Consider the following 23,447-nt stretch of genomic DNA (forward strand, 5'->3'; position numbering starts at 1 on the left):
AAAAGGCAAGTAATAGCTAATGACAGCGCAATTTGAACATGTCTCTGTACTGATGGACGAAACCATAGATGCTTTGGATATTAAACCTGAAGGCATTTACATGGATGGCACATTTGGTCGCGGTGGGCACTCGGGGCAAATTCTTGCGCGTTTAAGTGAACAAGGTCGCTTACAGGCGATTGATCAGGATCCACAAGCTATTAAAGCCGCCGAAAAATTTGCCGATGATGCGCGTTTTTCAATTGCTCACACTCGTTTTTCAAACCTAAAAGCGGTTGCTGAAGATAACGATTTAATCGGTAAAGTTGACGGTATTTTGTTGGATATCGGTGTTTCTTCACCACAGCTTGATGATGCTGAACGCGGTTTTAGTTTTATGAAAGATGGCCCACTTGATATGCGTATGGATCCAACCAGTGGTCGCAGTGCTGCACAATGGCTAGCTGAAGCTGAACTAGAAGATATCACGCATGTGATTAAAACCTATGGCGAAGAAAAATTTGGTCGTCGAATTGCTCATAAGATCATTGAAACACGTGAGCACACTGCAATCACAAGTACTAAGCAGCTTGCTGATTTAGTCGATGAAGCTGTGCCAGTTAAAGATAAGCACAAACACCCAGCTACACGCACATTCCAAGCGATCCGTATTTATATCAATAGTGAGCTTGAAGAAATTCAAACTGCATTGCAAGCCGCTGTTGAGGTTTTAAAACCAGGGGGACGTTTAGTGGTTATTTCGTTCCACTCGTTAGAAGATCGCATTGTTAAGCAGTTTATTAAAAAACAGAGTAAGGGAGAGGCGATACCCAGAGGTCTGCCTTTGACGGACGCACAAATAAACAAAAACCTGACGTTAAAGGCAGTGGGTAAAGCCATTAAGCCGAGTAAGGCGGAGATTGAAGCAAACCCGCGTTCACGTAGTTCAGTGTTAAGGGTTGCGCAGAGGTTGTAATGAAAGCTAAAGCGACACATCGCCAACCAAATTTATTTACAGAAATTTTCAAAGGCCTAGGAGCTAATAAGCTGACCTTGGCCTTGTTGGTTGTGATCCTCGCATCTAGTTTGAGTGTGGTTCAGGTGACGCATCTAGCGCGTCAGCAATTGATTGAACAAGACAAATTATTGCAAGAGCGTGATGAGCTCGATCTTGAGTGGCGTTACTTGCTCGTAGAAGAAGAGTTTTATTCACAGCATGCGCGCATTGAAGAAGTCGCGACTATGCAATTAGAAATGAAACGGCCAACTAGCCAAGATGAACAGGTGGTAATACTGCGATGAGAAGCAGAGGGAAAAAGCCAACAAATACCTTAATCACATGGCGTTTTTTGCTGGTGTGCTCAGTGGTGTTTTTAGTCTTTATGACGCTGGTTGCGCGTGCCGCTTTTTTACAGGTTATTGAACCAGATAAAGCGCGTTCTGAAAGTGATAAACGAACTGTGCGTGTTGAAAAACAACATGTGCAACGTGGCATGATCTTCGATCGCAATGGCAAAGAGTTGGCGGTCAGCGTACCTGTGGTAAGTGTGTATGCGGATCCGAAAGCGCTGCATAAATCACTGATCAGTAAGGTACTGCGTCAAGCTAGAAAAAATGGTGAAGATCAACAAGCACTGGCTGAAAATACGGTTGAGTTAGATAAACGTATTGCCGCTTATTACAATAATGATATTCGCTGGCGTGAACTTGCGGATGTATTACGCATTGAACCAAGCAAAGTTAACTCTCGCCTTCGTGATAATCCAAAGCGTCGTTTTGTCTACTTAAAACGTCAGGTTACCCCTGCTGTTGCTAACTATATTGGTGATCTTCGTTTACCAGGTATCCACTTACTTGATGAGTCAAAACGTTATTACCCTGCCGGTGAAGTAACAGCCCATGTTATTGGATTTACTAACATTGATGGTCATGGTATTGAGGGAATCGAAAAGCTTTATGAAAAGGCGTTAACGGGTGTTGAAGGTCAGCGCACCATTCGTAAAGATGCCCAAGGCCGTGAAGTAGAAGTGCTTGATGAGCGTGAACGTGTTGAGCCTGAAAACATTCATTTAAGTATTGATCAGCGCATTCAAGCGATTGCTTATAAAGCAGTAAAATCAGCAGTTCTAACCTATAAAGCAACTTCGGGTTCAGCCATGGTTGTTGATGTTAAAACCGGCGAAGTATTAGCTATGGTGAATAGCCCATCGTTTAACCCTAATAACTTAAACGATGCTGCACCGCACAAGCGTCGTAACCGTGCTATCACCGATTTGTTTGAGCCAGGCTCTACTGTTAAGCCACTAGCCATTTTAGCTGGTTTAGACTACGGCGCAATTCAACCGGATTCAATTATTGATACTTATCCTGGCTGGATGCGTGTGGGTGGCAGCCTTGTGCAAGATACTCGTAACCATGGTGAGATGACCTTAAGAGAAATCTTAAAGTATTCAAGTAATATGGGTGTAACTAAGGTCAGTCAAGAAGTACCAAAAGACTATTTTGTAGGGCTTTACCAAAAGGTGGGGTTTGGCAGTGATAGTGGTACAGGCATGGTTGGTGAAAGCAGCGGTTTATTTTACCCAAATCGACGCTGGTCAGATCATGAAATTGCTGCATTATCATTTGGTTATAACTTAGCTGTAAGTACCGCCCAAATGGCTCGTTTTTATGCCATGTTAGGCTCTGGTGGCGTTATGCGCCCGCTAACAGTTCTTAAACAAGAGTCAGTGCCAGAGGGTGAACGTATTTTCCAACAAAAAGACGTTGAAGCGGTTGTTCACATGATGGAAAGCGTATTCGAAAAAGGTGGTACTGCACAAAAAGTTCATGTTGATGGCTATCGTGCTGCTGCCAAAACAGGTACCTCTAAGAAAGCCGCTGTGGGCGGGTATGGTGACGAATATGTTGGCTATTTTGCTGGTATTGCGCCAGCGAGTAACCCACGTTTAGCGGTAGTAGTAATGATTAATGAACCGGGTGGAGATGTTTATTACGGCGGTGCGACGGCAGGCCCTGCATTTGCAGAGATTGTCTCCAATGCCTTAAGAATTCTAAACGTTGCACCGGACAAAGATGCGGTTGCGTACGTAGAAGGCAAAGATAACGATGCGTGATTTAAAACCGATTCTTAATCAAATTGATGTTGAGGCCAATAGTTTATTGGTTAACCAACTACGTCTTGATAGTCGAGATGTAAAAGCTGGCGATGTGTTTGTCGCCATTAAAGGCCATCAGCTTGATGGCGGACAGTTTATTGACAAAGCCATTGAAAATGGTGCGGTGGCAGTTATTGCTGACCGTTTATGTGAGTTCGAAAGTGAGTTTGAACCACTTTACTTAGTTACCGATTTAGCAAAAAAGCTGCCAGCACTTGCAGCAGCTTTTTACCAGCAACCATCAAAGCAGCTTGAGTTAGTGGGTGTGACAGGCACCAATGGCAAGTCAACAACCACAGCAATGATTGCGCACTTAGCACAGCACTGTCATAAACGCGCAGCAGTGATTGGTACGCTCGGTTATGGGCACCCTGATAATCTGACTGAGCTTGCAAATACCACGCCATCGAGCGTTGATTTACAGCGTATTTTATCTGAGCTTGTCGCAGAACAGAATGATGTTGTGGCCATGGAAGTCTCATCTCATGGTTTAGTGCAGCATCGCGTTGATAATTGTCAGTTTAAAGCAGCAGTATTTACTAATCTTACACGCGACCACTTAGATTATCACGGCACCATGGATGCTTACGCTGATGCCAAGTTAATGTTAATGCGTGACCATATGCCACAGCTTGTGGTGCTTAATCAAGATGATGCGCAAGTTGAAGCATGGTTAGAAAAATACGACTTCAATAATCTAATTTGTTACGGCCATAAAAACCTCACGCCTGAAAATGCGCGTTTTGTTTATTTTAGCGATGTAACTTATGATAACAGCGGTATTTCGGCGAAGTTTGATACCAGCTGGGGGCTAGCCGAAGTTAATTGCACACTTTTTGGCGAGTTTAACTTATATAACTTAGCCGCTGCTATGGCCACTTTATTAGGTATGGGTTACCCACTTGATTTACTCGTTGAAGGGTGTAAATCATTGCAGCCTGTTGCTGGGCGCATGCAGGCATTTAGTGCACCAGGTCAACCGACTTGTATTGTTGATTATGCCCACACTCCTGATGCATTAGCACTGGCATTACAAGCATTGCAAAAGCACGTTCCAGGTGGCGTTAGCTGTGTGTTTGGCTGTGGTGGTGACAGAGACAAAGGCAAGCGCCCGATGATGGCAAAAGCAGCTGAAGGCAATGCAGACCGTATTATTGTCACCAGCGATAACCCAAGAAGTGAAGACCCTGACGCTATTATCGCTGATGTGGTTGCGGGGCTTAAGCAGCCTGAACGCGCACATTGTGAAGCAGACCGCGCGCAGGCTATTAGTTATGCCATTTCGCAAGCGAGTGCTGATGATGTCATCCTTATTGCGGGCAAAGGTCACGAAGATTATCAAATTATTGGCGACCAACGAATCGACTTCTGCGATCGTCAATATGTACAACAACAATTAAAAGAAAAATCGCAAGGGGCGCAGTTATGATCCCTATGGATTTTGATTGGCTAGCTAAAGTTCTAGCAACCGATTACCAAGGTGGTAATCAAACGGTAAAAAATATTAACACTGACACCCGTACTTTGTGTGACGGTGAAGTGTTTTTAGCGCTACAAGGGCCTAATTTTGATGGCCATAAATTTGTTGCGCAAGCAAAAGAAAAAGGCGCGATAGCTGCTATTGTAGCGCGCCCTGTTAATGTCGATATTGTGCAGTTTGTGGTTAGTGACACACGTATTGCGCTAGGTCACATCGGCGCAGCTGTGATGGCACAGGTTGCACCGAAAACAATTGCTATTACTGGTAGCGTGGGTAAAACGACCGTAAAAGAAATGTGTGCGGCGATTTTATCTGGTCATGGTGAAGTACTGGCAACAAAAGGCAACTTTAATAATGACATTGGCGTACCACTCACGTTATTACGCCTTGAACCACAACACCAATATGCGGTGATTGAGTTAGGTGCAAACCACATTGGTGAAATTGCTTACACCGTTGCAATGACGAAACCTGATGTTGCTGTGGTATGTAATGTTGCAGCTTCTCACTTAGAAGGCTTTGGCTCATTACAAGGTGTAGCAACGGCCAAAGGCGAAATCTATGATGGCTTAAAGCCTGATGGTGTTGCCGTAGTTAATTGCGACAGCGATTATGCCGATTTTTGGCTTGAAAAGTTAACTAATCGCAACGTAAAACGTTTTTCTACTAGCCAACAATTAGATTATTGGGCAGAAGATGTGGTGCTTGATGAACAAGCGCGCGCTTCTTTTGTGCTTTGCAATAAAGATAAAAAAGTACCTGTCACATTGGCATTACCGGGCAAGCATAATATTGCTAATGCGTTAATAGCCACCGCCTTAACCACTGAGCTCGGTGTAAGTCTCGAAAGTGTCGCATCGGCGCTGGCAACCATGGGTGAAGTTAAAGGTCGTGTAAACGTCCTTAAAGTGTCAGACTCATTGACGGTGATTGATGATACCTACAACGCGAATGTGCAATCGGTTAAAGCGGCAATTGATTTGTTAAGTGATATGCCGGGGCGTCGTATTTTTGCGTTAGGTGATATGGGCGAGCTTGGTGAAGAAGCGCGTTTTTATCATCAACAAGTCGGTGAATATGCACAGCAAAAAGGCATTGATGAACTTTATAGCCTAGGTGTATTAAGTAAATCAGCCAGTGATGTATTTGAAAAGCCAAACCGCCACTTCTCAAGCCGTGAACAATTATTACAACAATTACAAAGTGAACTTGCTCAATCGACGCAAAAAACCACAGTTGTTGTAAAAGGTTCGCGCAGTTCTCGTATGGAGCTTGTGGTCACAGATTTAGTAAATAGCCAGCAAAATGGCAATAATGGAGTATCGTCATGTTAGTTTGGCTGGCCGAGTATTTAACACAGTATTACAGTGGTTTTAATGTTTTTTCTTACCTAACGCTGCGCGCAATTTTAGGTATTTTAACAGCGCTACTTATCTCACTTTATTTTGGTCCTAAGCTAATTCGTGCATTGCAAAAAATGCAGATTGGTCAGGTGGTTCGTCACGATGGTCCAGAATCTCACCTATCTAAAAAAGGTACGCCAACTATGGGCGGCATTTTGATTTTAGGGGCGATTTTTACCAGCACATTACTGTGGGCAGACCTTTCAAATAAATATGTTTGGGCAACTTTATTTGTCGTGGGCTCGTTGGGCGTGGTTGGTTTTATTGATGACTACCGTAAAGTGATCCGCAAAGACCCTAAAGGCTTAATTGCTAAATGGAAATACTTTTGGCAATCAGTGATTGCGTTAGTGGTTGCCAGTGCACTTTATTTTACCTCGCAGCAAGGCAGCGAAACCTCGTTAGTTGTGCCGTTTTTTAAGGACGTGTTACCACAGCTTGGGCTGTTTTATATCGTGATGACTTACTTTGTAATTGTAGGTACGTCGAACGCGGTAAACCTGACAGATGGCCTTGATGGTTTAGCGATTGTGCCAACCATTTTAGTGGCGGCAGCACTTGCCATTATTGCTTATTTAACAGGTAACGTTAATTTCTCAAGCTACCTACATATTCCGCATTTACCGCTCGCCAGTGAGCTTGTGGTTGTGTGTACAGCAATTGTGGGAGCTGGACTTGGTTTCTTATGGTTTAACACCTACCCAGCACAGGTATTTATGGGTGATGTAGGTTCATTAGCACTTGGTGGTGCACTGGGTATTATTGCGGTGCTGGTTCGTCAGGAACTGGTACTTATCATCATGGGTGGTGTGTTTGTAATGGAAGCATTGTCGGTGATTTTACAAGTAGGCTCTTACAAATTACGTGGTCAACGTATTTTTAGAATGGCGCCTATTCACCACCATTATGAATTAAAGGGGTGGCCTGAGCCGCGCGTAATTGTGCGCTTTTGGATTATTTCAATCGTGCTAGTGCTTGCTGGCCTTGCGACATTGAAGATCAGGTAAATGACAGTAATTAACGAGATTAAAAACAAACAAATTTCAGTGCTCGGACTCGGTGTAACCGGTCTGGGCATTGTGCGTTTTTTATTATCTCAGAATATTAAGCCAATTGTTGTTGATAGCCGCACAGCGCCGCCGGGTGCTGATTGGCTAAATGAGCATGCCAGTGAGCTAACGACTCACTTTGGTGATTTAGAACAGGCAGACTTAGCCAGCAATGACATTATTATTATCAGCCCAGGTTTAAGCCTTGCGACACCCGCTGTAGCAAAAGCGATTGATGCTGGTGTTGAAGTGATTGGTGACGTGGAGCTTTTTGCCCGTTTAACCGATAAACCAATTGTTGCGGTGACAGGTTCAAATGGTAAGTCGACAGTGGTCACATTGGCGTTTGAAGTACTGAAAGCGGCCGGTTATAAAGTTGGCCTCGGTGGCAACATTGGTACTGCGGTACTTGATTTACTATCGCAAGACTATGATGTGTATGTACTTGAACTGTCGAGTTTTCAACTTGATACCACGCATAGCTTAAAAGCGAAAAGTGCCTGTGTGTTGAATGTGAGTGAAGACCACCTCGATCGTTATTCAAGTTATCAAGCATACATAGACTCTAAACAAAGTATTTATAATGGCTCAGAGCTTGCTGTAGTTAATGCCATTGATGTGGCAACACACACTGCAAAGCAGCCCCAAGTAAGCTTTGCGCTCGCCAATGCAGATTTTGCCTTGGTTGAACATCAAGGCGAACAACACTTTGCAGCACACGGTAAACCAGTATTACCAGCAAGCTGCTTAAATGTTGTTGGTTCACACAATCAACAAAACGCTTTAGCGGTGATGGCATTACTGAGCCCGTTTGATATTGCTAAAGAGTATTACCAGCAAGCGTTTAGTGCTTTTACTGGGCTTGCACACCGTTGCCAGTTTGTCGCTGAAATTAATGGAGTGAAATACTTTAACGACTCAAAGGCGACCAATGTAGGTGCAACTATCGCTGCGATTGAAAGCTTAGCTGATCAAGCAAAGCAATTGGTTGTGATTGCCGGTGGTGATGCAAAGGGGGCTGATTTAGATGCCTTAAAGCCATACTTAAACAATAAAGTGAAAGCGCTTATTTGTTTTGGTAAGGATGCTAAAGCTCTCGTAGCATTAACCGAAAAAGGCCACCTAACCACCAACATGCATGAAGCTGTGCAACTAGCAAAACAGTTAAGCAGCAGTGGCGATATCGTTTTATTAGCACCCGCATGTGCCAGCATTGATATGTACAACAATTACATGCAACGTGGTGATGATTTTGCGCAGTGCGTATTGGCGGAGGCAGTATGATTGCATTTGCTGACATCCGTGACGCATTAACACCAAAGCAATCGCCACAGCTTTATGATGTGCCGTTATTGTATTGCATGTTGATGTTGATTGGCGTTGGCTTTGTGATGGTAACCAGTGCCTCTATGCCAACAGCAGAGCGATTATTTGATAATCCGTATCACATTATTATTCGCCACGGCATGTTCTTAATTATGGGCTTTTTCTTATTTTGGATTGCCACAAATGTGCCTATGGATTGGTGGAAGCGCAGTAACGCCTATTTATTGTTGCTGGGTTTAGGTTTGCTGGTTTTAGTGCTGATTGTTGGCCGTGAAGTGAACGGTGCAAAGCGCTGGATACCCATTGGCCCTGTGGGCTTTCAGGTTGCTGAAGCCGCCAAGTTGTATTTCTTTAGCTATATTGCCGGTTACTTGGTACGTAAACGTGAAGAAGTACAAGAGAACTTAAAAGGTTTTTTCAAGCCATTAGCTGTATTTGGTGTGTATGCATTTTTGATTTTGATGCAACCAGACTTAGGGACCGTCGTTGTACTGTTTGTGACGACAGTTGGTTTGTTGTTTTTAGCGGGGGCTAAGTTATGGCAGTTTTTTGGCCTTATTTTAACGGGTATTGCTGCCGTGGTAGTGCTAATTATCGCTGAACCATACCGTATGGCCCGTGTCACTGGCTTTTTAGAGCCGTGGGAAGATCCATTCGGTAAAGGTTATCAGTTAGTGCAATCGCTAATGGCATACAGTCAAGGTGGTTGGTTTGGTCAAGGCTTAGGAAATAGCGTGCAAAAACTGCAATATCTTCCTGAAGCACATAATGACTTTATCTTTGCAGTGATTGGTGAAGAGCTTGGCTTTTTTGGCGTATTAAGTATTTTGATTGTGCTTGCTGTGTTTGTATTCAGAGCCCTGTTAATTGGTCAAAAAGCATTGAAATGCGGCAAAGAGTACGAAGGCTATTTTGCTTTTGCTATTGGTATCTGGTTTGCGTTTCAAACCATGGTAAATGTTGGCGCAAGTGCGGGTATTTTGCCAACCAAAGGTTTAACACTGCCGTTTGTTTCTTACGGTGGCTCTAGTTTATTAATTATGACCATAGCAACAGGTGTACTTTTGCGAATAGATTTTGAGACAAAAATGGCAACTAAGCAGGCAACCTCTCGAGGAGGTAAGCGATGAGTAAAAAATTACTTGTTGTTGCAGGCGGTACTGGTGGTCATATTTTCCCGGGTATTGCAGTTGCTGATTTTTTAAAGCAGCAAGGCTGGCAGGTTAGCTGGATTGGCACGCCTGACAGAATGGAAGCAACGGTAGTACCTAAGCACAACATTGAGATTGATTTTATCAATGTGAAAGGTGTGCGTGGCAATGGTATTAAACGTTTGGTCAAGGCACCATTTATGGTGATGAATGCCATTTTTCAAGCACGCAAAATTTTAAAAGCACAAAAGCCCGATGTTGTTTTAGCTATGGGTGGTTATGTGACTGGACCTACGGGCATAGCAGCAAAGAGCTTAGGTATTCCTTTGGTTATTCATGAGCAAAATGCTGTTGCAGGCATGAGTAATCGTTGGCTAGCAAAGTTTGCCAATAAAGTTTTAGCTGCTTTTCCATCGGCTTTTGCAAAAGAACAATGTGAAGTAGTCGGTAACCCAGTCAGAGCAAGTGTCGCTAATGTCACTGTAAAGCAAACAGCGACACCGATTAATGTGCTAGTAGTTGGCGGTTCACTCGGTGCGCAAGTTCTTAATGATACTTTACCAGCTGTATTCAGTGAACTTTCAGCGCTAACAACGCTTAATATATGGCACCAAACAGGTAAAAATAATGAACCGAATGTGACTGCCAGCTATCAACAGTTAGGGTTAACTGAAAATAGTAAAGTCGCTGAATTCATTGATGATATGGATAGCGCATATCAATGGGCTGATTTGGTAATTTGCCGTGCTGGTGCGTTAACGGTGAGTGAGATAGCTGCAGCCGGAAGAATGGCCTTATTTGTGCCTTTTCCACATGCTGTCGATGACCATCAAACTGCCAATGCAAAGTATTTAGTGACTGAGCAAGCTGCATTGATTATGCAGCAAAGTGAGTTTAACCAAGCGACGGTTGTTGAGTTATTAACGCCTTACTTAAATGCACCAGAAAAAATTTCAACAATGGCAAGTAAAGCAAAACAGCTTGCTATTTTAGATGCCACAGCCAATGTTGCAAAACGCTGTGAGCAACTAGCAGATAGAAGAGATTAGTAGTGAAAGAAAGCACGATGAAAGAAAACAACACCCGTCCTGCGATGCGTCGTATCGACACCATCCACTTTGTGGGTATTGGTGGTGCAGGCATGGGTGGTATTGCCGAAGTACTTGCTTTTGAAGGCTACCGCATCACAGGTTCAGACATTGCGCACAGTGCGATGACTGAGCGCTTAATACAAGTGGGTGCAGAAGTATTTATTGGTCATGATGAAAACAATGTAAAAGATGCCAGCGTTGTCGTGGTATCAAGTGCGATTAACGAGCAAAACCCTGAGATTAAAGCAGCAAAAGCGGCACGTATTCCAATTGTTCGCCGCGCCGAAATGTTGGCAGAATTAATGCGCTTTCGTCACGGTATTGCTGTAGCGGGCACTCATGGTAAAACAACAACAACCAGTTTAATAGCAAGTATTTATGCACAAGCGGGCCTTGATCCAACCTTTATTATTGGTGGCTTGTTAAACAGCGCTGGAAGTAATGCCAAGGTCGGTAAAAGCGACTTTTTAATTGCAGAAGCTGATGAGAGTGATGCGTCATTCTTACACTTACAGCCTATGGTGTCGGTGATCACGAATATTGAAGAAGATCACATGGATACATACGGCGGTAGCTTAGAAAAAATGAAAGACACGTATGTTGATTTCATTCATAACTTACCGTTTTATGGTTTAGCTGTTGTGTGTATTGATTCTGAGGTTGCAGCGGAGTTGATCCCTCGCTTTGGACGCCCTGTGATTACCTATGGTGAGTCGGCAGAAGCTGATTACCGCATGGTTGATTTTAGCCAAACAGCGAATACTTGTTCATTTAATGTTGTAAATAAGCAAGGTGAAAGCCTAGCCGTTACGCTTAATATGCCGGGTAAGCACAATGCGCTTAACGCGACAGCTGCGATTGCGGTGGCTAAAGATCAAAACATAGCTAACCATGCAATTTTAGAAGCGCTGACAAAATTTGAGGGCGTAGGCCGTCGTTTTCAGTATTATGGAAGCTTTGAGAATGAACGCGGTAATGTGATGTTAGTTGATGATTATGGTCATCACCCATCAGAAGTTGCAGCAACAATTGCGGCGGTTCGTGAAGGGTGGCCAGATAAACGTTTAGTGATGATTTATCAGCCGCACCGTTATAGTCGAACCCGTGATTTATACGAAGACTTTGTCAAAGTACTGGCTGATGTTGATCAGTTATTACTCCTTGATGTGTACTCAGCGGGTGAAGAGCCAATCGTGGGAGCCGACAGCAAGAGTTTATGTCGCAGTTTACGCCAACGTGGCAAAGAGCCATTACATGTTGCTAGTAACTCTGAGCTTGCCGGTGTCCTAGCGAATACACTGCAAGATAATGATTTAGTTTTAACACAAGGCGCTGGTAACATAGGCCAGTTAGTGAAAAAGTTAGCAGTAACCGAGTTGTCTATTGAACAACTAAAGCAGGTAAACGTATGAGCCAGTTAAGTGACAAATTTGGCAAAGTAGCGGTACTTTTTGGTGGCACATCTGCCGAACGAGAAGTCTCTCTTAAATCAGGCCAAGCTGTATTGAATGCTTTGCAAAGTGCTGGCGTTGATGCCATTGCTTTTGATCCGAAAGATCAGCCGCTATGGCAATTAAAAGAGCTAAACATTGAACGTGTGTTTATTGCTCTGCATGGTCGTGGTGGCGAAGATGGCACTATTCAAGGTGCACTTGAATTTATGGGTATCCCATATACTGGCAGTGACGTTTTAGGTTCTGCGCTTGCGATGGATAAAGTGCGTTGTAAGCACTTATTTAAAGCAATGGGGCTAAGCACAGCGCCTTACACTGTTGTTGATAGTCGCCATGAGTTTGATAGCCAAGCGATTATTAATGAATTTGGTAAAGTGATGGTAAAACCCTCACATGAAGGTTCAAGCATTGGTATGGCAGAAGCAAACAGCGCAGAGCAACTCGATGCGGCGCTTAACGCTGCATTTAAGTTTGATAGCCAAGTGCTTGTTGAGCAATGGATCACTGGCCGTGAATTTACTGTTGCTGTACTTGGGCAAGATGTTCAGCCTGTCATTGAGATGACGACGCCAAATGGCTTTTATGACTATCAAGCTAAGTATCAATCGAATACAACTCAGTATCATTGCCCTGCAGATATATCTGCGCAAGAAACTGAATTGTTGCAAGATATGGCATTAAAAGCATTTGATTTAGTGGGTGCAAGTGGTTGGGGGCGTGTTGATGCGATGCGTGATCAGCAAGGTAACTTTTACTTATTAGAAGTAAATACGGTACCAGGCATGACAGAGAAGTCTTTAGTGCCCATGGCTGCAAAAGCGAATGGTGCAAGCTTTGAGCAATTAGTTGTTCGCATTTTGGAGCAAACCCTTTAATATGCATCCTTTTTTAGAAAAAGCGCAACAATTAAAACAGCAACTAAATTGGTCGTTGATTTTTGGTGTGAGCTTTTTTCTAGTCGTGATTTTCGCATTAGTAAAAATCACGACAGGCGTCTCAGATTGGTTGGTAGAAAACAAAGACGCACAAATAAAGCATTTATCAGTACTTGGACAGCCCCAATATACTGATGAGAAAGCAATTATTGGTGCAATAAAAAAAGCCGACTTATCGAGTTTTTTTGAATTAGACGTAAAACATGTGCAACGCTTAGTACAAAGCTTGCCGTGGGTGGCAACGGCATCGGTCAGAAAGCAATGGCCAGATACCCTGCAAGTATATGTTGTTGAACATCAAGCTGTAGCTCATTGGAACAGTGATATGCTGTTAAACCAAGCTGGCGAAGTGTTCCAAGCAAGTAGTGATAAATTACCCACAAGCTTGCCACAATTATACGGCCCTGAAGGCAGTGAGATTGAGGCGTGGACAGCATTTAGTCAATTTCAAGAAATGCTCAAAGTGAATAACTTAGAGCTGACTAGTTTAGCGCTTTCTGAGCGCTTTTCGTGGCAGTTATGGCTTGATAACGGCATTCGCCTGAACTTAGGCCGCAAAGAAAAAGCAAAGCGTGTACAGCGTTTTATTGACGTGTATCCGCGCATGGAACAACGTGCAGATGCACAAATCGATGTTGTTGATTTACGGTATGATACCGGTCTTGCAGTGAGCTGGAAGCCAGTGCAAGAAGAACAATTAGAAAATAAGAGTAAGGCATGACCAAGTCAGCAGAAAGAAACCTAGTGATTGGATTAGACGTTGGCACATCGAAAGTTGTGGCCACCGTTGGTGAAATCACCGCAGATAACAAACTAAGCATTGTGGGTGTTGGCAGCCAAGTATCGCATGGTATGGATAAAGGCGGCGTTAACGACCTTAACCTTGTTTCTGAATCGATTCGTCGAGCTATAGATGAAGCTGAGCTAATGGCTGATTGCCGTATTAGCTCTGTTTATCTAGGGATTTCTGGAAAACATATCCAGTGCCAAAATGAAAGCGGTGTAGTGGCAATTAACAACACGGAAGTGACAGACGAAGATATTGAAAATGTCATCCACATTGCGCGTTCAGTGCCTATTTCGGCAGAACGAAAAATGCTCCATGCATTGCCACAAGAGTACAGCATCGATATGCAAGAAGGGATTAAAAACCCACTTGGCATGAGCGGTGTACGTATGGAAGCTCGCGCGCACATTATTACTTGCTCAAACGATATGGCAAAGAATATCGAGAAATGTGTTGAGCGTTGTGGCCTTGAAGTCGATCAGTTGATCTTCACGGCACTGGCATCATGTTACTCAGTACTTACAGATGACGAAAAAGAACTGGGTGTAGCCGTGTTAGATATTGGTGGCGGTACCATGGATATCACCATTTATATTAATGGTGCGCTTCGCCACTCAGCCGTTATTCCTGTAGCCGGTAACCAAGTGACTGGTGATATTGCAAAAATATTTAGAACGCCTATATCACATGCCGAGTCACTCAAAGTACAATATGCGTGTGCGAGTAGCCAAATGGCAAGCAACGAAGACACTATTGAAGTACCGAGTGTGGGTGGCCGACCAGCGCGTATTATGTCGCGCCATACCTTAGCTGAGGTTGTTGAGCCACGTTTTAGAGAATTATTCGAGTTGGCGATGGAAGAAATCCGCCGCTCAGGTTTTGAAGACCAAATTGCTGCAGGTCTCGTCATTACTGGCGGAACAGCAAAAATGACGGGTGCAATGGAAGTGGCAGAAGACATTTTCCAAATGCCGGTCAGAATTGGCAAACCAATCGGGATTGTTGGTTTGACAGATTATGTAGATGATCCTTCGTACGCAACCGCGGTTGGTTTGTTACAATACGGCCGTACAATGCAATCGATGAATGCACAAAAGTCGAAAGCAGAAGGTGATAATAATTGGTGGAACCGTATTACTAAGTGGTTCCAAGGTGAGTTTTAAAGCTCAAGTCGGAGAGTAAACATGTTTGATATGATGGAACAGCACAGCGAAGAAGCTGTCATTAAAGTAATTGGCGTGGGCGGTGGCGGCGGTAACGCTGTTGAGCACATGGTAAAACAACAAATTGAAGGTGTACGTTTCATTGCTGCGAATACGGATGCACAAGCATTACGTAATTCATCAGCTGATGTGACAGTGCAGCTAGGTACACAAATCACCTCTGGTCTAGGTGCAGGTGCTAACCCTGAAGTGGGTCGTAACTCTGCTGAAGAAGACGCTGAGACTATCCGTGCTAGCCTTGAAGGTGCTGACATGGTATTTATCGCAGCTGGTATGGGCGGTGGTACGGGTACAGGTGCTGCGCCAGTGGTTGCTAAAATTGCTAAAGAGTTAGGCATTTTAACGGTTGCTGTTGTAACGCGCCCGTTTGACTTTGAAGGTAAAAAGCGTGCTGCAGCTGCTGAACAAGGCATTAATGAATTGTCAGAAACTGTAGACTCACTTATTACAATTCCGAACAATAAATTGCTTAAAGTTTTAGGCAAAGGCACTACACTATTAGATGCCTTCGCAAAAGCGAATGACGTATTATTTGGTGCGGTACAAGGTATTGCAGAACTAATCACACGTTCTGGTCTAATCAACGTGGATTTCGCCGACGTACGTACAGTTATGTCAGCGATGGGTACTGCGATGATGGGCACAGCATCTGCGTCTGGCCCTGACCGTGCGCAAGAAGCTGCAGAAGCGGCTATCTCAAGCCCGCTACTTGAAGATGTCGATTTAACAGGTGCTAAAGGTATCCTAGTTAATATCACGGCAGGTATGGATATCGCGATTGAAGAATTTGAAATTGTTGGTAATCACGTTAAAGCACTTGCGTCAGAAAACGCAACAGTGGTTGTGGGTGCGGTAATTGACCCTGAAATGAGCGACGAGTTACGTGTAACGGTTGTTGCAACAGGTTTAGGCGGCGATCGTCGTCCACAGTTTGGCATTGTTGATAATGGCTTTAAGAAAGCATCAGGTTCTGATGTACAAAGCTCAATGAACCAAACAACTAGCAGCATGTATGTACCAAGCTTTGCAAGTCAAGGCAGCGGTGATGATGTAAGCATGTCATCTACGTCTGAAAAGCAAGAGCCCGTACAACAAAGTACAACGAGCAGCTCAGTATCTAGCAGCACTGAGAGCAGCAAAAAGTCTGATAAATCAGAGGGTGGCGATTACTTCGACATTCCAGCTTTCCTAAGAAAGCAAGCTGACTAAGACAGTTTTTGTTGGTAATTTTGTTCGATAAATAAACAAATTGGCAGTTGAATGTATTTATGATACAATTCGCCGTCTAACTGTAACTATAAGTGAGCGAACCTATGATTAAACAGCGTACGATTGCAGAAGTAGTCAAAGCCATAGGAATTGGACTTCATAAAGGTGAGAAGGTCACTATTACTCTCCGACCTGCGAGCGCAAATACTGGGATAGTATTTCGTCGCGTAGACCTTGATCCGGTTGTTGATTTTGAAACAACACCAGAAGCCGTTGGTGATACGCAACTGTGTACCTGTTTGACAAACAAAGATGGTGTTCGTTTATCAACGACTGAGCACCTTATTGCGGCGGTAGCGGCAATGGGTATTGATAATCTAATTGTTGAATTAGACAGCTCAGAAGTACCAATCATGGATGGTAGTGCATTACCATTCATCTATTTGTTACAAAAAGGCGGCATTAAAGAAGTAAATGCAGCTAAGCGCTTTATTCGTATTAAAGAAAAAGTACGTATTGAAGAAGGCGATAAATGGGCTGAGATCGAACCATACGATGGTTTCCACATCGATTTTGAAATTGCGTTTGATCACCCAGCAATCAATGAAAGCCGCCAACGTATCGGTTTAGATATCACGGCACAAAGCTTCACTGAAGAAATTAGCCGCGCACGTACTTTCGGCTTTATGAAAGATATCGAATATATGCACGCTAACAACCTAGCATTAGGTGGTAGCATGGATAACGCAGTTGTATTGGATGAGTTTAAAGTACTAAACCCAAACGGCTTACGTTATAGCGATGAGTTTGTTAAACACAAGATCTTAGACTGTGTGGGCGATATGTTTATGACTGGCCACAACATTCTAGGTAAAATCACGGCTTATAAATCAGGCCATGATTTAAACAATAAACTACTTCGTAAAATTATGGCGACTGAGTCAGCATGGGAATGGGCAACATTCGATACCCCAGTGACTATGCCAGCACCAGGCTTAGAAGTAGCGACAGCTTAATCGCAAGCATATTACAGTTATAAAAAATGACGCTTTAAGCGTCATTTTTTTTGCCAAACTATTATCAAGAATTACAAGCCTAGAATAGCTTCAAGCTCGACCAACTGATTGATTTGATAAGTTGGTTTAATATCTTCAGGTAGCTCAACTCCTGGGTGTTGTAACCAACACGTGTCGATACCCACATTGTGACCACCTAAAATATCACTAGCAGCGGTATCACCCACCATTAAAATCTGCTCTTTTGGTGGATTGCCCATTAATTGAAATGTGTGCTGAAAAATCTCTGGGGCAGGCTTTGCTTTACCGACTAACTCTGAAATAACGAGCCAATCGAACATATCCTGTAAACCGGTGTGCTCTAGGCGTTTTTGTTGTAACTTAGCAAACCCATTGGTAATAATGCCTAGCTTGGCGTGTGGTTTTAACTTTGTAAGCAAGTCAACTGCACCAGGTAATGGCACACAAATAGAGGCCATAGCATCCAAGAAGCCATCGTTAAGCTCTTTTGCTGGCACATCGAGTCTATTAGCCCATTCTGTAAAGCGAGTTATCTGTAGCTCACTGGCGGTAATTTCATGCTTTTGATAAGCAACCCAAAGCGGCTTATTGGTTGCTTGGTAATGATGATAATCTGACTCAGTAAATTCTACGCCGTAATGTGCAAACATCACTTTTAAACCTTCGAATGCATTAAAACTAAATAGCGTTTCATCTGCATCGAATAATACGTGGCTATACTTCATGGTTATCCTAATTACTGGTTGAATAGGGTAGGGTGTGAAAATGGCGCCATGGCCAATGTCAGCGCTTGTACATAAGTACTTTCGCGCGTGGCAAGGTGATTGGTTAATAAGCCAATAGCACCACCTTGTTGTTTGATATTAACGGTATTGAATGCCTCATCCATGACATCACCTAGCTCTTTACCTGCTAGCAAGGCATCGTAAAAAGGTTGCGGTAACGGTAGGTTGCTACTGCGACCAACGCTAAATTGCTGCTTGTTTGCAATCACTACAAAGGCAAAGGTTGCAGCGCCATAACTAAATTGTTCTGCGCCGCCTTCCATTGCTGCATAAAAGTCGGCGTCAAAGTGATCTTGGCAATACTTAACACGATTTTCAGCGCCGATACGGGTTTCATCTTCGCCTAGCGGCTGATCAGGCACACCAGAAGGTGCATCTTCACCTTTGCATTCAATGGTATGATTTGGGAAATAAAGACTAAAGACATGTTTAGCCGCGTTAATTTTAACGGGGTTCTTTGAACCAACAATAACACGTAAAGTTTGTTTCAAGCCGACGACTCCATTGTTTTCACCAGAGTCAGCAGTGTACCCGAGTGAGTTAAATCGGCAAGTCAACCGGGGCTAAATTTTCAAGGGCGCGCTTTTTCAAAATAATATCTTTGATCAACGGGGTTAGCACAAGCTCCATTGCTAAGCCCATTTTGCCTCCAGGTACCACAAGCGTATTGATACGAGACATAAAGCTGCCTTCAATCATGCTCAAATAGTACGGAAAATCGACGTCATCTATGCCACGAAAACGAATCACAACAAAGCTTTCGTCTAAAGAAGGAATATCTTTTGCGCTGAATGGGTTTGAGGTATCAACCGTCGGCACTCGCTGGAAGTTGATATGAGTACGTGAAAACTGCGGGGTAATGTGGTTAATGTAGTCATCCATTGAACGCACAATAGAGCCCATTACCGCTTCTCGCGAATGGCCTCGTTCAGAGGTGTCGCGAATGAGTTTTTGGATCCACTCAAGGTTGATAATTGGCACCATGCCAATCAATAAATCGACATGCTTAGCAACATCATGATTCTCATCGACAGCACCACCATGAAGACCTTCATAGAATAAGATATCAGTATTTGATTCTAAATCTTGCCAAGGGGTAAAAGTTCCTGGAAGTTGGTTATAAGGCACTGCTTCGTCGAAAGTATGTAAGTAGCGTCTGATTTTACCTTGCCCGGTTTCACCATATTGGTAAAAAAGCTCTTCAAGGGCACCAAAATCATTAGCTTCTCGGCCAAAGTAGCTAATATGCTTGCCTTCTTGTTGTGCTTCACGGACTTTTTTATCCATCTCAGGGCGAGTATAACGATGAAAGCTATCGCCCTCAATGAAGGCTGCATCAATACTTAAGCTTCTAAAAATGTGCTTAATTGCATTGGTGGTTGTGGTAGTTCCCGCCCCAGATGAACCGGTAATAGCGATGATAGGGTGTTTAGCTGACATAATTATTCTCGTTATTGTTGATACCAGTCGGCTTAAAAATTTAACCATTCTAGTGTGTTAAATGGTCAGTGGCATAACTCGATTGGTATTATCGTGCATAAAATCAATCAGTAGAAACCGATAAAAAACGAACACGTCCTAGTTATAAAGGTCGAGCATGGTAAGGTCAAGTGACTGGCGGATTAATTAACGCTATCATGGGCTGATAAAAATTAAAACGAGAGAACAACATGAAATTGATTTCGTCTTTACTTTTCGTCGCAGCAGGGACATTGTTTACCAGTCACGCACATGCAGCGATGCCTAAAAGCGAAATATTACTTGCCGATTTAGACACCCCATATGGTATGCAGGTGTCGCGAGTAACCGATGATAAAACTTATAATAATCAACCATTTTTAGTTGATACTGGGCTTTACTACAGCCATGAAGTTGTTGGCGAAAATGGCCAGTCACAAACCGATATTGCGTTTTATGACTTTGCATCTAAGAGCAGCGTGAATATCACCAACACGCCTGTCAGTGAATACTCACCAACGCTTATGCCAAATCAGCAAGCCTTGTCTGCAATCGTGGTCGAAGCAGATGGCAAGCAAAAGTTATGGCAGTATCCATTAGCAGAAGAGCCAACTGCGAGCCGTATTTTTGAATGGATTGAGCCGGTTGGCTACCATGCGTGGGGCGCTGATGAAGACCTGATCATGTTTATCTTAGGTGAGCCGCATACATTACAATACACTCGTGTTGCAGCTGCTAAACCGCGTGTCATCGCCGGTGATATTGGCCGAACTTTAATTTTTGATAAGCACACAAACAGTTATTTATTTAGTTATAACAAAGATAACCAACACTGGGTTGCGCGCTTTATGCCGCAAACAGAGGAAGTAAATGATTTATTTAGATTACCTGAGTCGGTGCAAGACTTTGCTTTAATTGACAAAGACACTGTGGCTTATGCGGTTAATAACCGAGTTCATAAGCGCAGCCTTATTGAGCCAGAAGTGGTATCACAGTGGCTTGATTTAAGACGCTTTTGTGAAGGCTCAATCTCGCGTTTAAATTACAAACAGAGCAAACTGGCATTTGTATGTAATAAGTGAAATGACCCGTTTTCCAACTCGCATTTATAAAAGTGCACAGCCCATTTATTATGGTATTGCATTTAAAGTCACCTCATCTGAAGCGACTGAGCAATTTATAACTAAATTAACTGCTATTTTAGCGCAATAAAAAAGGGCCACATTGTGGCCCTCTTCGCATTTGCTTTAATTAGCGCTTAAGGAAGCTATTCACTGAGTTTAACTCACGGTTTTTCAGCGCAATACAATCATTGATGCTTTCTTCAAGCTTACTAAGAGAACGTGCATAACCTGGCACTTCAGTGATTTTATCATTGAAGAAGGCTTTGGTTTTCTCTAAGCTTTTCGCATCACAGCTTGCCGTCGTGAAAAACGGTAAGTTTGGTACAAAGAACGGTGGTAAGTTCTTAGTGATGGCATCGTAATTGTTGTAAATCCACTCAATAAACAGTGCTTCGCGCTCTTTACCATAGCCTAAACCACCTAATAGCGTACGCATATCTGAAGCTGTTACGTTATCGGTTAAGCTGTATTCTAAAACCGCTTTTTGTAACTCAGGTTTACCAAAGTAACCCATCGCTGCCAACATCTTAGTACGCACTTGTGGATCCTTTGTGGTTTTAAAGGTTTGCTTGTACTTTTCAAGTAACTTCGCATCGCCATGGTAAGCCGCAAGGTTTAAGTAAGTTGAGGCTAAATATGGGTCAACATTTTCAGGGTTGTTTAAGTACAGTGCCGCTTGTGCTTTTGCGGTATCAATGACTTTTTGATCTTGACCATCAAAACCTAAACGGGCAATAACTTGCGCACGTAATTGCGATACCGCCGCGTCTTCACCTGTTTTTGCTGTTAATCCATATTGCTTAGCAGCTGGTGCAATGCTGTTACGGATAAACTTAGGCCATAGGTCACGGTTGCTGTCGTCTTCGAATACGCGTTTTTGAGCAGCAAGGTAACCTAATGCTGTGTTTGCTACTAATGGGTGAGCATCACTCACAAAGGCTTCTAAGGTTTGCATTAAGTGAGCCGCAGAGATAACACCTGCATCAAGTAATGAATCAACCGCAGAAAGTAGCGCTAAGCGCTCACGTACCGTTAGCTTGTCGGCAGCGTTCTCTAGCAGAGCATTAAACTGAGTATCATCTAATACCCAGCGGTAATAACCCATGGCACCTTGATCTGGGTAAATCCACTCAGGTTCAAAGTCGAGAGTCAGTTGCTGTGTTTCTTTATTCAGCAGTACACTTGCGGTTTTAACTTTGTCGCCCGCACCATACTTAATTGCAACCGGAACATTCCAAAGTTGTGCTGGTGCATCAACGCCAGCATTTACAAAGCGGCTTTGGCTGATATTAATTTTCTTACCATCTTGCGTTACTTTGATAAGTGGGAAAGATGATTGTTCGATAAACGATTTAAGAACGCTTGCTACATCTTTATTAGACGCTTCGCCTAGTGCTTGCCATAGATCAGCAGCTTCTGCATTCTTGTAAGAGAATTTCTTCAAGTAAGCACGAATACCTTGCTGGAATGCCTCTTCGCCAATCCAGTTTTCAACCATAGATAAAACTGCACTCCCTTTACTGTAGGCAAGGCCAAGGCCATCCATGATATCAGCTTCAGTTTTGATTGGCTTACGAATAGGTTTAGTACTTAGACGCGCATCTAGTGCCATCACATGGTTTTGTGGCAAGTCTAAGTGCGACTCAAACTCAGGGTTGATTTGTGCAGTGATTTTCGCTGCCATCCAACTTGCGAATGCTTCGTTTAACCATAAATCATTCCACCACTTCATAGTCACTAAGTTACCGTACCACTGGTGCGCTAACTCATGGGCAATGATTGATACATTACGCTCTTTTTTACTGCGCGTTGCTGTTGCTAGGTCTACTAGTAAAATGTCTTCACGATAAGTCACTAGGCCTGCGTTTTCCATTGCGCCAAATGGAAACTCTGGCACTGCCACTGAGTCTAGCTTTTTGTATACGTAAGGAATGCCAAAATAATCTTCTAGGGCTTTTAACACTCGCGGCATATTTTCTTTTGCGTAATCAGCAAGGTGAATTTTGCCTTGTGGAGTCAGTACGCGGCCAGGAATTGGCATGCCTTTAATTTCAAGCTCTTCAAACGGGCCCACAGCCATGGCGACTAAGTAAGAAGGAATAGGAGGCGTTTTGTCAAAAAAGTGCGTTGTCATATCGCCATCAACTTTGGTTTTTAAAACCGGTGTATTGGCATACACTTTTTGTGATGTTGGCGCTGTGATAGTTAGCTGAAATGGAATTTTATAACTTGGCTCGTCAAAAACCGGGAATGCACGACGCGCATCGCTCATTTCAAATTGCGTGAAAAGATAAGGTGTGCCTTGATCTAAAGTTTTATATAAACCAACACTTTGGCGGTTATAAGGGGCGGTAAAATCAACTTTTAAAGTGTATTTACCTGGTTGGATTTTTTCTTCACAAGTGAATTTAACTTTGCCTGTTTTTAGCATTTCAGCACTTAGGTCACAGTTTTCTGCACCTAAAATTTTCGCCATGCTAACCGCATAATCAATACCGTTTAATTCGATATAATTGGTTGCTTTTAGAACCTCTAAAGCAATTTCGGTATGACCAGAAAAATTGTCTTTGGCAGGATCAAGCGTAAGTTCTACTTGTTGTGAGCTGGGCTTGGCAAGCTTTTCGATAACATATTCATTGGCATGGGCAGAGCTAACAGCAAGTGCAACACTCACCGTTAATAGGCTTTTTAAGAACATAAGTATCCCTGATTTTTTGTTGTTAGAAAGGCACCTGCTATGAGGGGCGAATAACTATGCTATCAGGTTTTAATTTGAACAGTAATAAATAGTTAGTAAC

21 protein-coding genes are annotated in these 23,447 nt (G+C 43.2%); 17 read left to right on the plus strand and 4 right to left on the minus strand.

From position 1 onward, the window contains the following. Positions 1-19: 19 nt before the first annotated feature. The 15 genes from rsmH (at position 20) to lpxC (ending at position 17,261) form a co-directional block, all read left to right on the plus strand. A complete protein-coding gene (rsmH, locus tag CWC02_RS02205; RefSeq protein WP_054552738.1) occupies positions 20-955 on the plus strand; it encodes a 16S rRNA (cytosine(1402)-N(4))-methyltransferase RsmH in 936 nt (311 codons plus the stop codon). Next, positions 955-1,281, plus strand: coding sequence for a cell division protein FtsL (gene ftsL, locus CWC02_RS02210; RefSeq protein ID WP_054552737.1), 327 nt, complete (start codon positions 955-957; stop codon positions 1,279-1,281). Before rsmH ends, ftsL begins: the two co-directional genes overlap by 1 nt. Continuing rightward, positions 1,278-3,095 carry a penicillin-binding transpeptidase domain-containing protein gene (locus tag CWC02_RS02215; RefSeq protein WP_138598835.1) on the plus strand — a complete coding sequence of 606 codons (1,818 nt, stop codon included), beginning with the start codon at positions 1,278-1,280 and terminating at the stop codon, positions 3,093-3,095. The genes ftsL and CWC02_RS02215 overlap by 4 nt, the downstream gene beginning before the upstream one ends. Next, a complete protein-coding gene (gene murE / locus CWC02_RS02220) occupies positions 3,088-4,566 on the plus strand; it encodes a UDP-N-acetylmuramoyl-L-alanyl-D-glutamate--2,6-diaminopimelate ligase (protein WP_138598836.1) in 1,479 nt (492 codons plus the stop codon). The genes CWC02_RS02215 and murE overlap by 8 nt, the downstream gene beginning before the upstream one ends. Then, on the plus strand, positions 4,563-5,951 hold the full coding sequence (locus CWC02_RS02225) for a UDP-N-acetylmuramoyl-tripeptide--D-alanyl-D-alanine ligase (RefSeq protein ID WP_138598837.1): 1,389 nt from the start codon (positions 4,563-4,565) through the stop codon (positions 5,949-5,951). The genes murE and CWC02_RS02225 overlap by 4 nt, the downstream gene beginning before the upstream one ends. Then, entirely contained in the window at positions 5,945-7,027 is a 1,083-nt protein-coding gene (gene mraY, locus CWC02_RS02230; protein WP_054552733.1) for a phospho-N-acetylmuramoyl-pentapeptide-transferase, read from the plus strand. The genes CWC02_RS02225 and mraY overlap by 7 nt, the downstream gene beginning before the upstream one ends. Then, positions 7,028-8,353: a UDP-N-acetylmuramoyl-L-alanine--D-glutamate ligase gene (murD, locus tag CWC02_RS02235; RefSeq protein ID WP_138598838.1), complete on the plus strand. Its 1,326-nt coding sequence runs from the start codon at positions 7,028-7,030 to the stop codon at positions 8,351-8,353. Continuing rightward, positions 8,350-9,525 (plus strand): cell division protein FtsW, encoded by a 1,176-nt coding sequence (ftsW, locus tag CWC02_RS02240; protein WP_054552731.1) that lies wholly within the window; start codon positions 8,350-8,352, stop codon positions 9,523-9,525. The genes murD and ftsW overlap by 4 nt, the downstream gene beginning before the upstream one ends. Beyond that, the gene (gene murG / locus CWC02_RS02245) at positions 9,522-10,595 is read left to right on the plus strand and encodes an undecaprenyldiphospho-muramoylpentapeptide beta-N-acetylglucosaminyltransferase (RefSeq protein ID WP_054552730.1); all 1,074 of its coding nucleotides are present in this window, start codon (positions 9,522-9,524) and stop codon (positions 10,593-10,595) included. The genes ftsW and murG overlap by 4 nt, the downstream gene beginning before the upstream one ends. Before the next feature lie 17 nt (positions 10,596-10,612). After that, positions 10,613-12,049: a UDP-N-acetylmuramate--L-alanine ligase gene (murC, locus tag CWC02_RS02250; protein ID WP_502705393.1), complete on the plus strand. Its 1,437-nt coding sequence runs from the start codon at positions 10,613-10,615 to the stop codon at positions 12,047-12,049. After that, complete coding sequence (locus CWC02_RS02255) at positions 12,046-12,966, plus strand: D-alanine--D-alanine ligase (RefSeq protein WP_054552728.1); 921 nt, start codon at positions 12,046-12,048, stop codon at positions 12,964-12,966. Before murC ends, CWC02_RS02255 begins: the two co-directional genes overlap by 4 nt. A 1-nt stretch (position 12,967) precedes the next feature. Next, positions 12,968-13,747 (plus strand): cell division protein FtsQ/DivIB, encoded by a 780-nt coding sequence (locus CWC02_RS02260; protein ID WP_054552727.1) that lies wholly within the window; start codon positions 12,968-12,970, stop codon positions 13,745-13,747. Continuing rightward, positions 13,744-14,976, plus strand: coding sequence for a cell division protein FtsA (gene ftsA, locus CWC02_RS02265; RefSeq protein ID WP_054552726.1), 1,233 nt, complete (start codon positions 13,744-13,746; stop codon positions 14,974-14,976). Before CWC02_RS02260 ends, ftsA begins: the two co-directional genes overlap by 4 nt. A 21-nt stretch (positions 14,977-14,997) precedes the next feature. Continuing rightward, positions 14,998-16,245, plus strand: a complete 1,248-nt coding sequence (ftsZ, locus tag CWC02_RS02270; protein WP_138616201.1) for a cell division protein FtsZ — start codon at positions 14,998-15,000, stop codon at positions 16,243-16,245. 104 nt (positions 16,246-16,349) lie between these two features. Beyond that, on the plus strand, positions 16,350-17,261 hold the full coding sequence (gene lpxC / locus CWC02_RS02275) for a UDP-3-O-acyl-N-acetylglucosamine deacetylase (RefSeq protein ID WP_036971181.1): 912 nt from the start codon (positions 16,350-16,352) through the stop codon (positions 17,259-17,261). A gap of 71 nt (positions 17,262-17,332) precedes the next feature. Here lpxC and yjjG read toward each other — a convergent pair whose 3' ends face one another. Genes yjjG through CWC02_RS02290 form a run of 3 tightly spaced genes read right to left on the minus strand, consistent with a single transcriptional unit; the run spans position 17,333 to position 19,507 of the window. Continuing rightward, the gene (gene yjjG / locus CWC02_RS02280; RefSeq protein ID WP_054561044.1) at positions 17,333-18,007 is read right to left on the minus strand and encodes a pyrimidine 5'-nucleotidase; all 675 of its coding nucleotides are present in this window, start codon (positions 18,005-18,007) and stop codon (positions 17,333-17,335) included. 11 nt (positions 18,008-18,018) lie between these two features. After that, positions 18,019-18,558, minus strand: coding sequence for an inosine/xanthosine triphosphatase (yjjX, locus tag CWC02_RS02285; RefSeq protein ID WP_054561043.1), 540 nt, complete (start codon positions 18,556-18,558; stop codon positions 18,019-18,021). A gap of 49 nt (positions 18,559-18,607) precedes the next feature. Continuing rightward, complete coding sequence (locus CWC02_RS02290) at positions 18,608-19,507, minus strand: phosphoribulokinase (RefSeq protein WP_054561042.1); 900 nt, start codon at positions 19,505-19,507, stop codon at positions 18,608-18,610. Between the two features lie 230 nt (positions 19,508-19,737). Here CWC02_RS02290 and CWC02_RS02295 point away from each other — a divergent pair, with 230 nt between their 5' ends. Both CWC02_RS02295 and CWC02_RS21045 read left to right on the plus strand, forming a co-directional pair. Then, the gene (locus CWC02_RS02295) at positions 19,738-20,607 is read left to right on the plus strand and encodes a hypothetical protein (protein ID WP_138616203.1); all 870 of its coding nucleotides are present in this window, start codon (positions 19,738-19,740) and stop codon (positions 20,605-20,607) included. Between the two features lies 1 nt (position 20,608). Continuing rightward, a complete protein-coding gene (locus CWC02_RS21045; protein WP_283235067.1) occupies positions 20,609-20,737 on the plus strand; it encodes a hypothetical protein in 129 nt (42 codons plus the stop codon). A gap of 39 nt (positions 20,738-20,776) precedes the next feature. On the opposite strand, the gene CWC02_RS02300 is transcribed toward CWC02_RS21045, so the two are convergent. Further along, complete coding sequence (locus tag CWC02_RS02300; RefSeq protein WP_138616205.1) at positions 20,777-23,347, minus strand: M1 family metallopeptidase; 2,571 nt, start codon at positions 23,345-23,347, stop codon at positions 20,777-20,779. Positions 23,348-23,447 lie beyond the last annotated feature (100 nt).

The sequence above is a fragment of the Pseudoalteromonas sp. S2721 genome (assembly GCF_005887425.1).
Classification (GTDB): Bacteria; Pseudomonadota; Gammaproteobacteria; order Enterobacterales; family Alteromonadaceae; genus Pseudoalteromonas; species Pseudoalteromonas simplex.

What these genes read in the sequence shown, in the direction of transcription:
- ftsA (WP_054552726.1), top strand. Translation starts at nt 13,744, where the DNA reads ATGACCAAGTCAGCAGAAAGAAACCTAGTGATTGGATTAGACGTTGGC.
- CWC02_RS02300 (WP_138616205.1), bottom strand. Translation starts at nt 23,347, where the DNA reads ATGTTCTTAAAAAGCCTATTAACGGTGAGTGTTGCACTTGCTGTTAGC.
- yjjG (WP_054561044.1), bottom strand. Translation starts at nt 18,007, where the DNA reads ATGAAGTATAGCCACGTATTATTCGATGCAGATGAAACGCTATTTAGT.
- CWC02_RS02255 (WP_054552728.1), top strand. Translation starts at nt 12,046, where the DNA reads ATGAGCCAGTTAAGTGACAAATTTGGCAAAGTAGCGGTACTTTTTGGT.
- ftsW (WP_054552731.1), top strand. Translation starts at nt 8,350, where the DNA reads ATGATTGCATTTGCTGACATCCGTGACGCATTAACACCAAAGCAATCG.
- CWC02_RS02260 (WP_054552727.1), top strand. Translation starts at nt 12,968, where the DNA reads ATGCATCCTTTTTTAGAAAAAGCGCAACAATTAAAACAGCAACTAAAT.
- murC (WP_502705393.1), top strand. Translation starts at nt 10,613, where the DNA reads ATGAAAGAAAACAACACCCGTCCTGCGATGCGTCGTATCGACACCATC.
- rsmH (WP_054552738.1), top strand. Translation starts at nt 20, where the DNA reads ATGACAGCGCAATTTGAACATGTCTCTGTACTGATGGACGAAACCATA.
- murG (WP_054552730.1), top strand. Translation starts at nt 9,522, where the DNA reads ATGAGTAAAAAATTACTTGTTGTTGCAGGCGGTACTGGTGGTCATATT.
- CWC02_RS21045 (WP_283235067.1), top strand. Translation starts at nt 20,609, where the DNA reads ATGACCCGTTTTCCAACTCGCATTTATAAAAGTGCACAGCCCATTTAT.
- ftsZ (WP_138616201.1), top strand. Translation starts at nt 14,998, where the DNA reads ATGTTTGATATGATGGAACAGCACAGCGAAGAAGCTGTCATTAAAGTA.
- murE (WP_138598836.1), top strand. Translation starts at nt 3,088, where the DNA reads ATGCGTGATTTAAAACCGATTCTTAATCAAATTGATGTTGAGGCCAAT.
- murD (WP_138598838.1), top strand. Translation starts at nt 7,028, where the DNA reads ATGACAGTAATTAACGAGATTAAAAACAAACAAATTTCAGTGCTCGGA.
- lpxC (WP_036971181.1), top strand. Translation starts at nt 16,350, where the DNA reads ATGATTAAACAGCGTACGATTGCAGAAGTAGTCAAAGCCATAGGAATT.
- CWC02_RS02290 (WP_054561042.1), bottom strand. Translation starts at nt 19,507, where the DNA reads ATGTCAGCTAAACACCCTATCATCGCTATTACCGGTTCATCTGGGGCG.
- ftsL (WP_054552737.1), top strand. Translation starts at nt 955, where the DNA reads ATGAAAGCTAAAGCGACACATCGCCAACCAAATTTATTTACAGAAATT.
- CWC02_RS02295 (WP_138616203.1), top strand. Translation starts at nt 19,738, where the DNA reads ATGAAATTGATTTCGTCTTTACTTTTCGTCGCAGCAGGGACATTGTTT.
- CWC02_RS02215 (WP_138598835.1), top strand. Translation starts at nt 1,278, where the DNA reads ATGAGAAGCAGAGGGAAAAAGCCAACAAATACCTTAATCACATGGCGT.
- mraY (WP_054552733.1), top strand. Translation starts at nt 5,945, where the DNA reads ATGTTAGTTTGGCTGGCCGAGTATTTAACACAGTATTACAGTGGTTTT.
- CWC02_RS02225 (WP_138598837.1), top strand. Translation starts at nt 4,563, where the DNA reads ATGATCCCTATGGATTTTGATTGGCTAGCTAAAGTTCTAGCAACCGAT.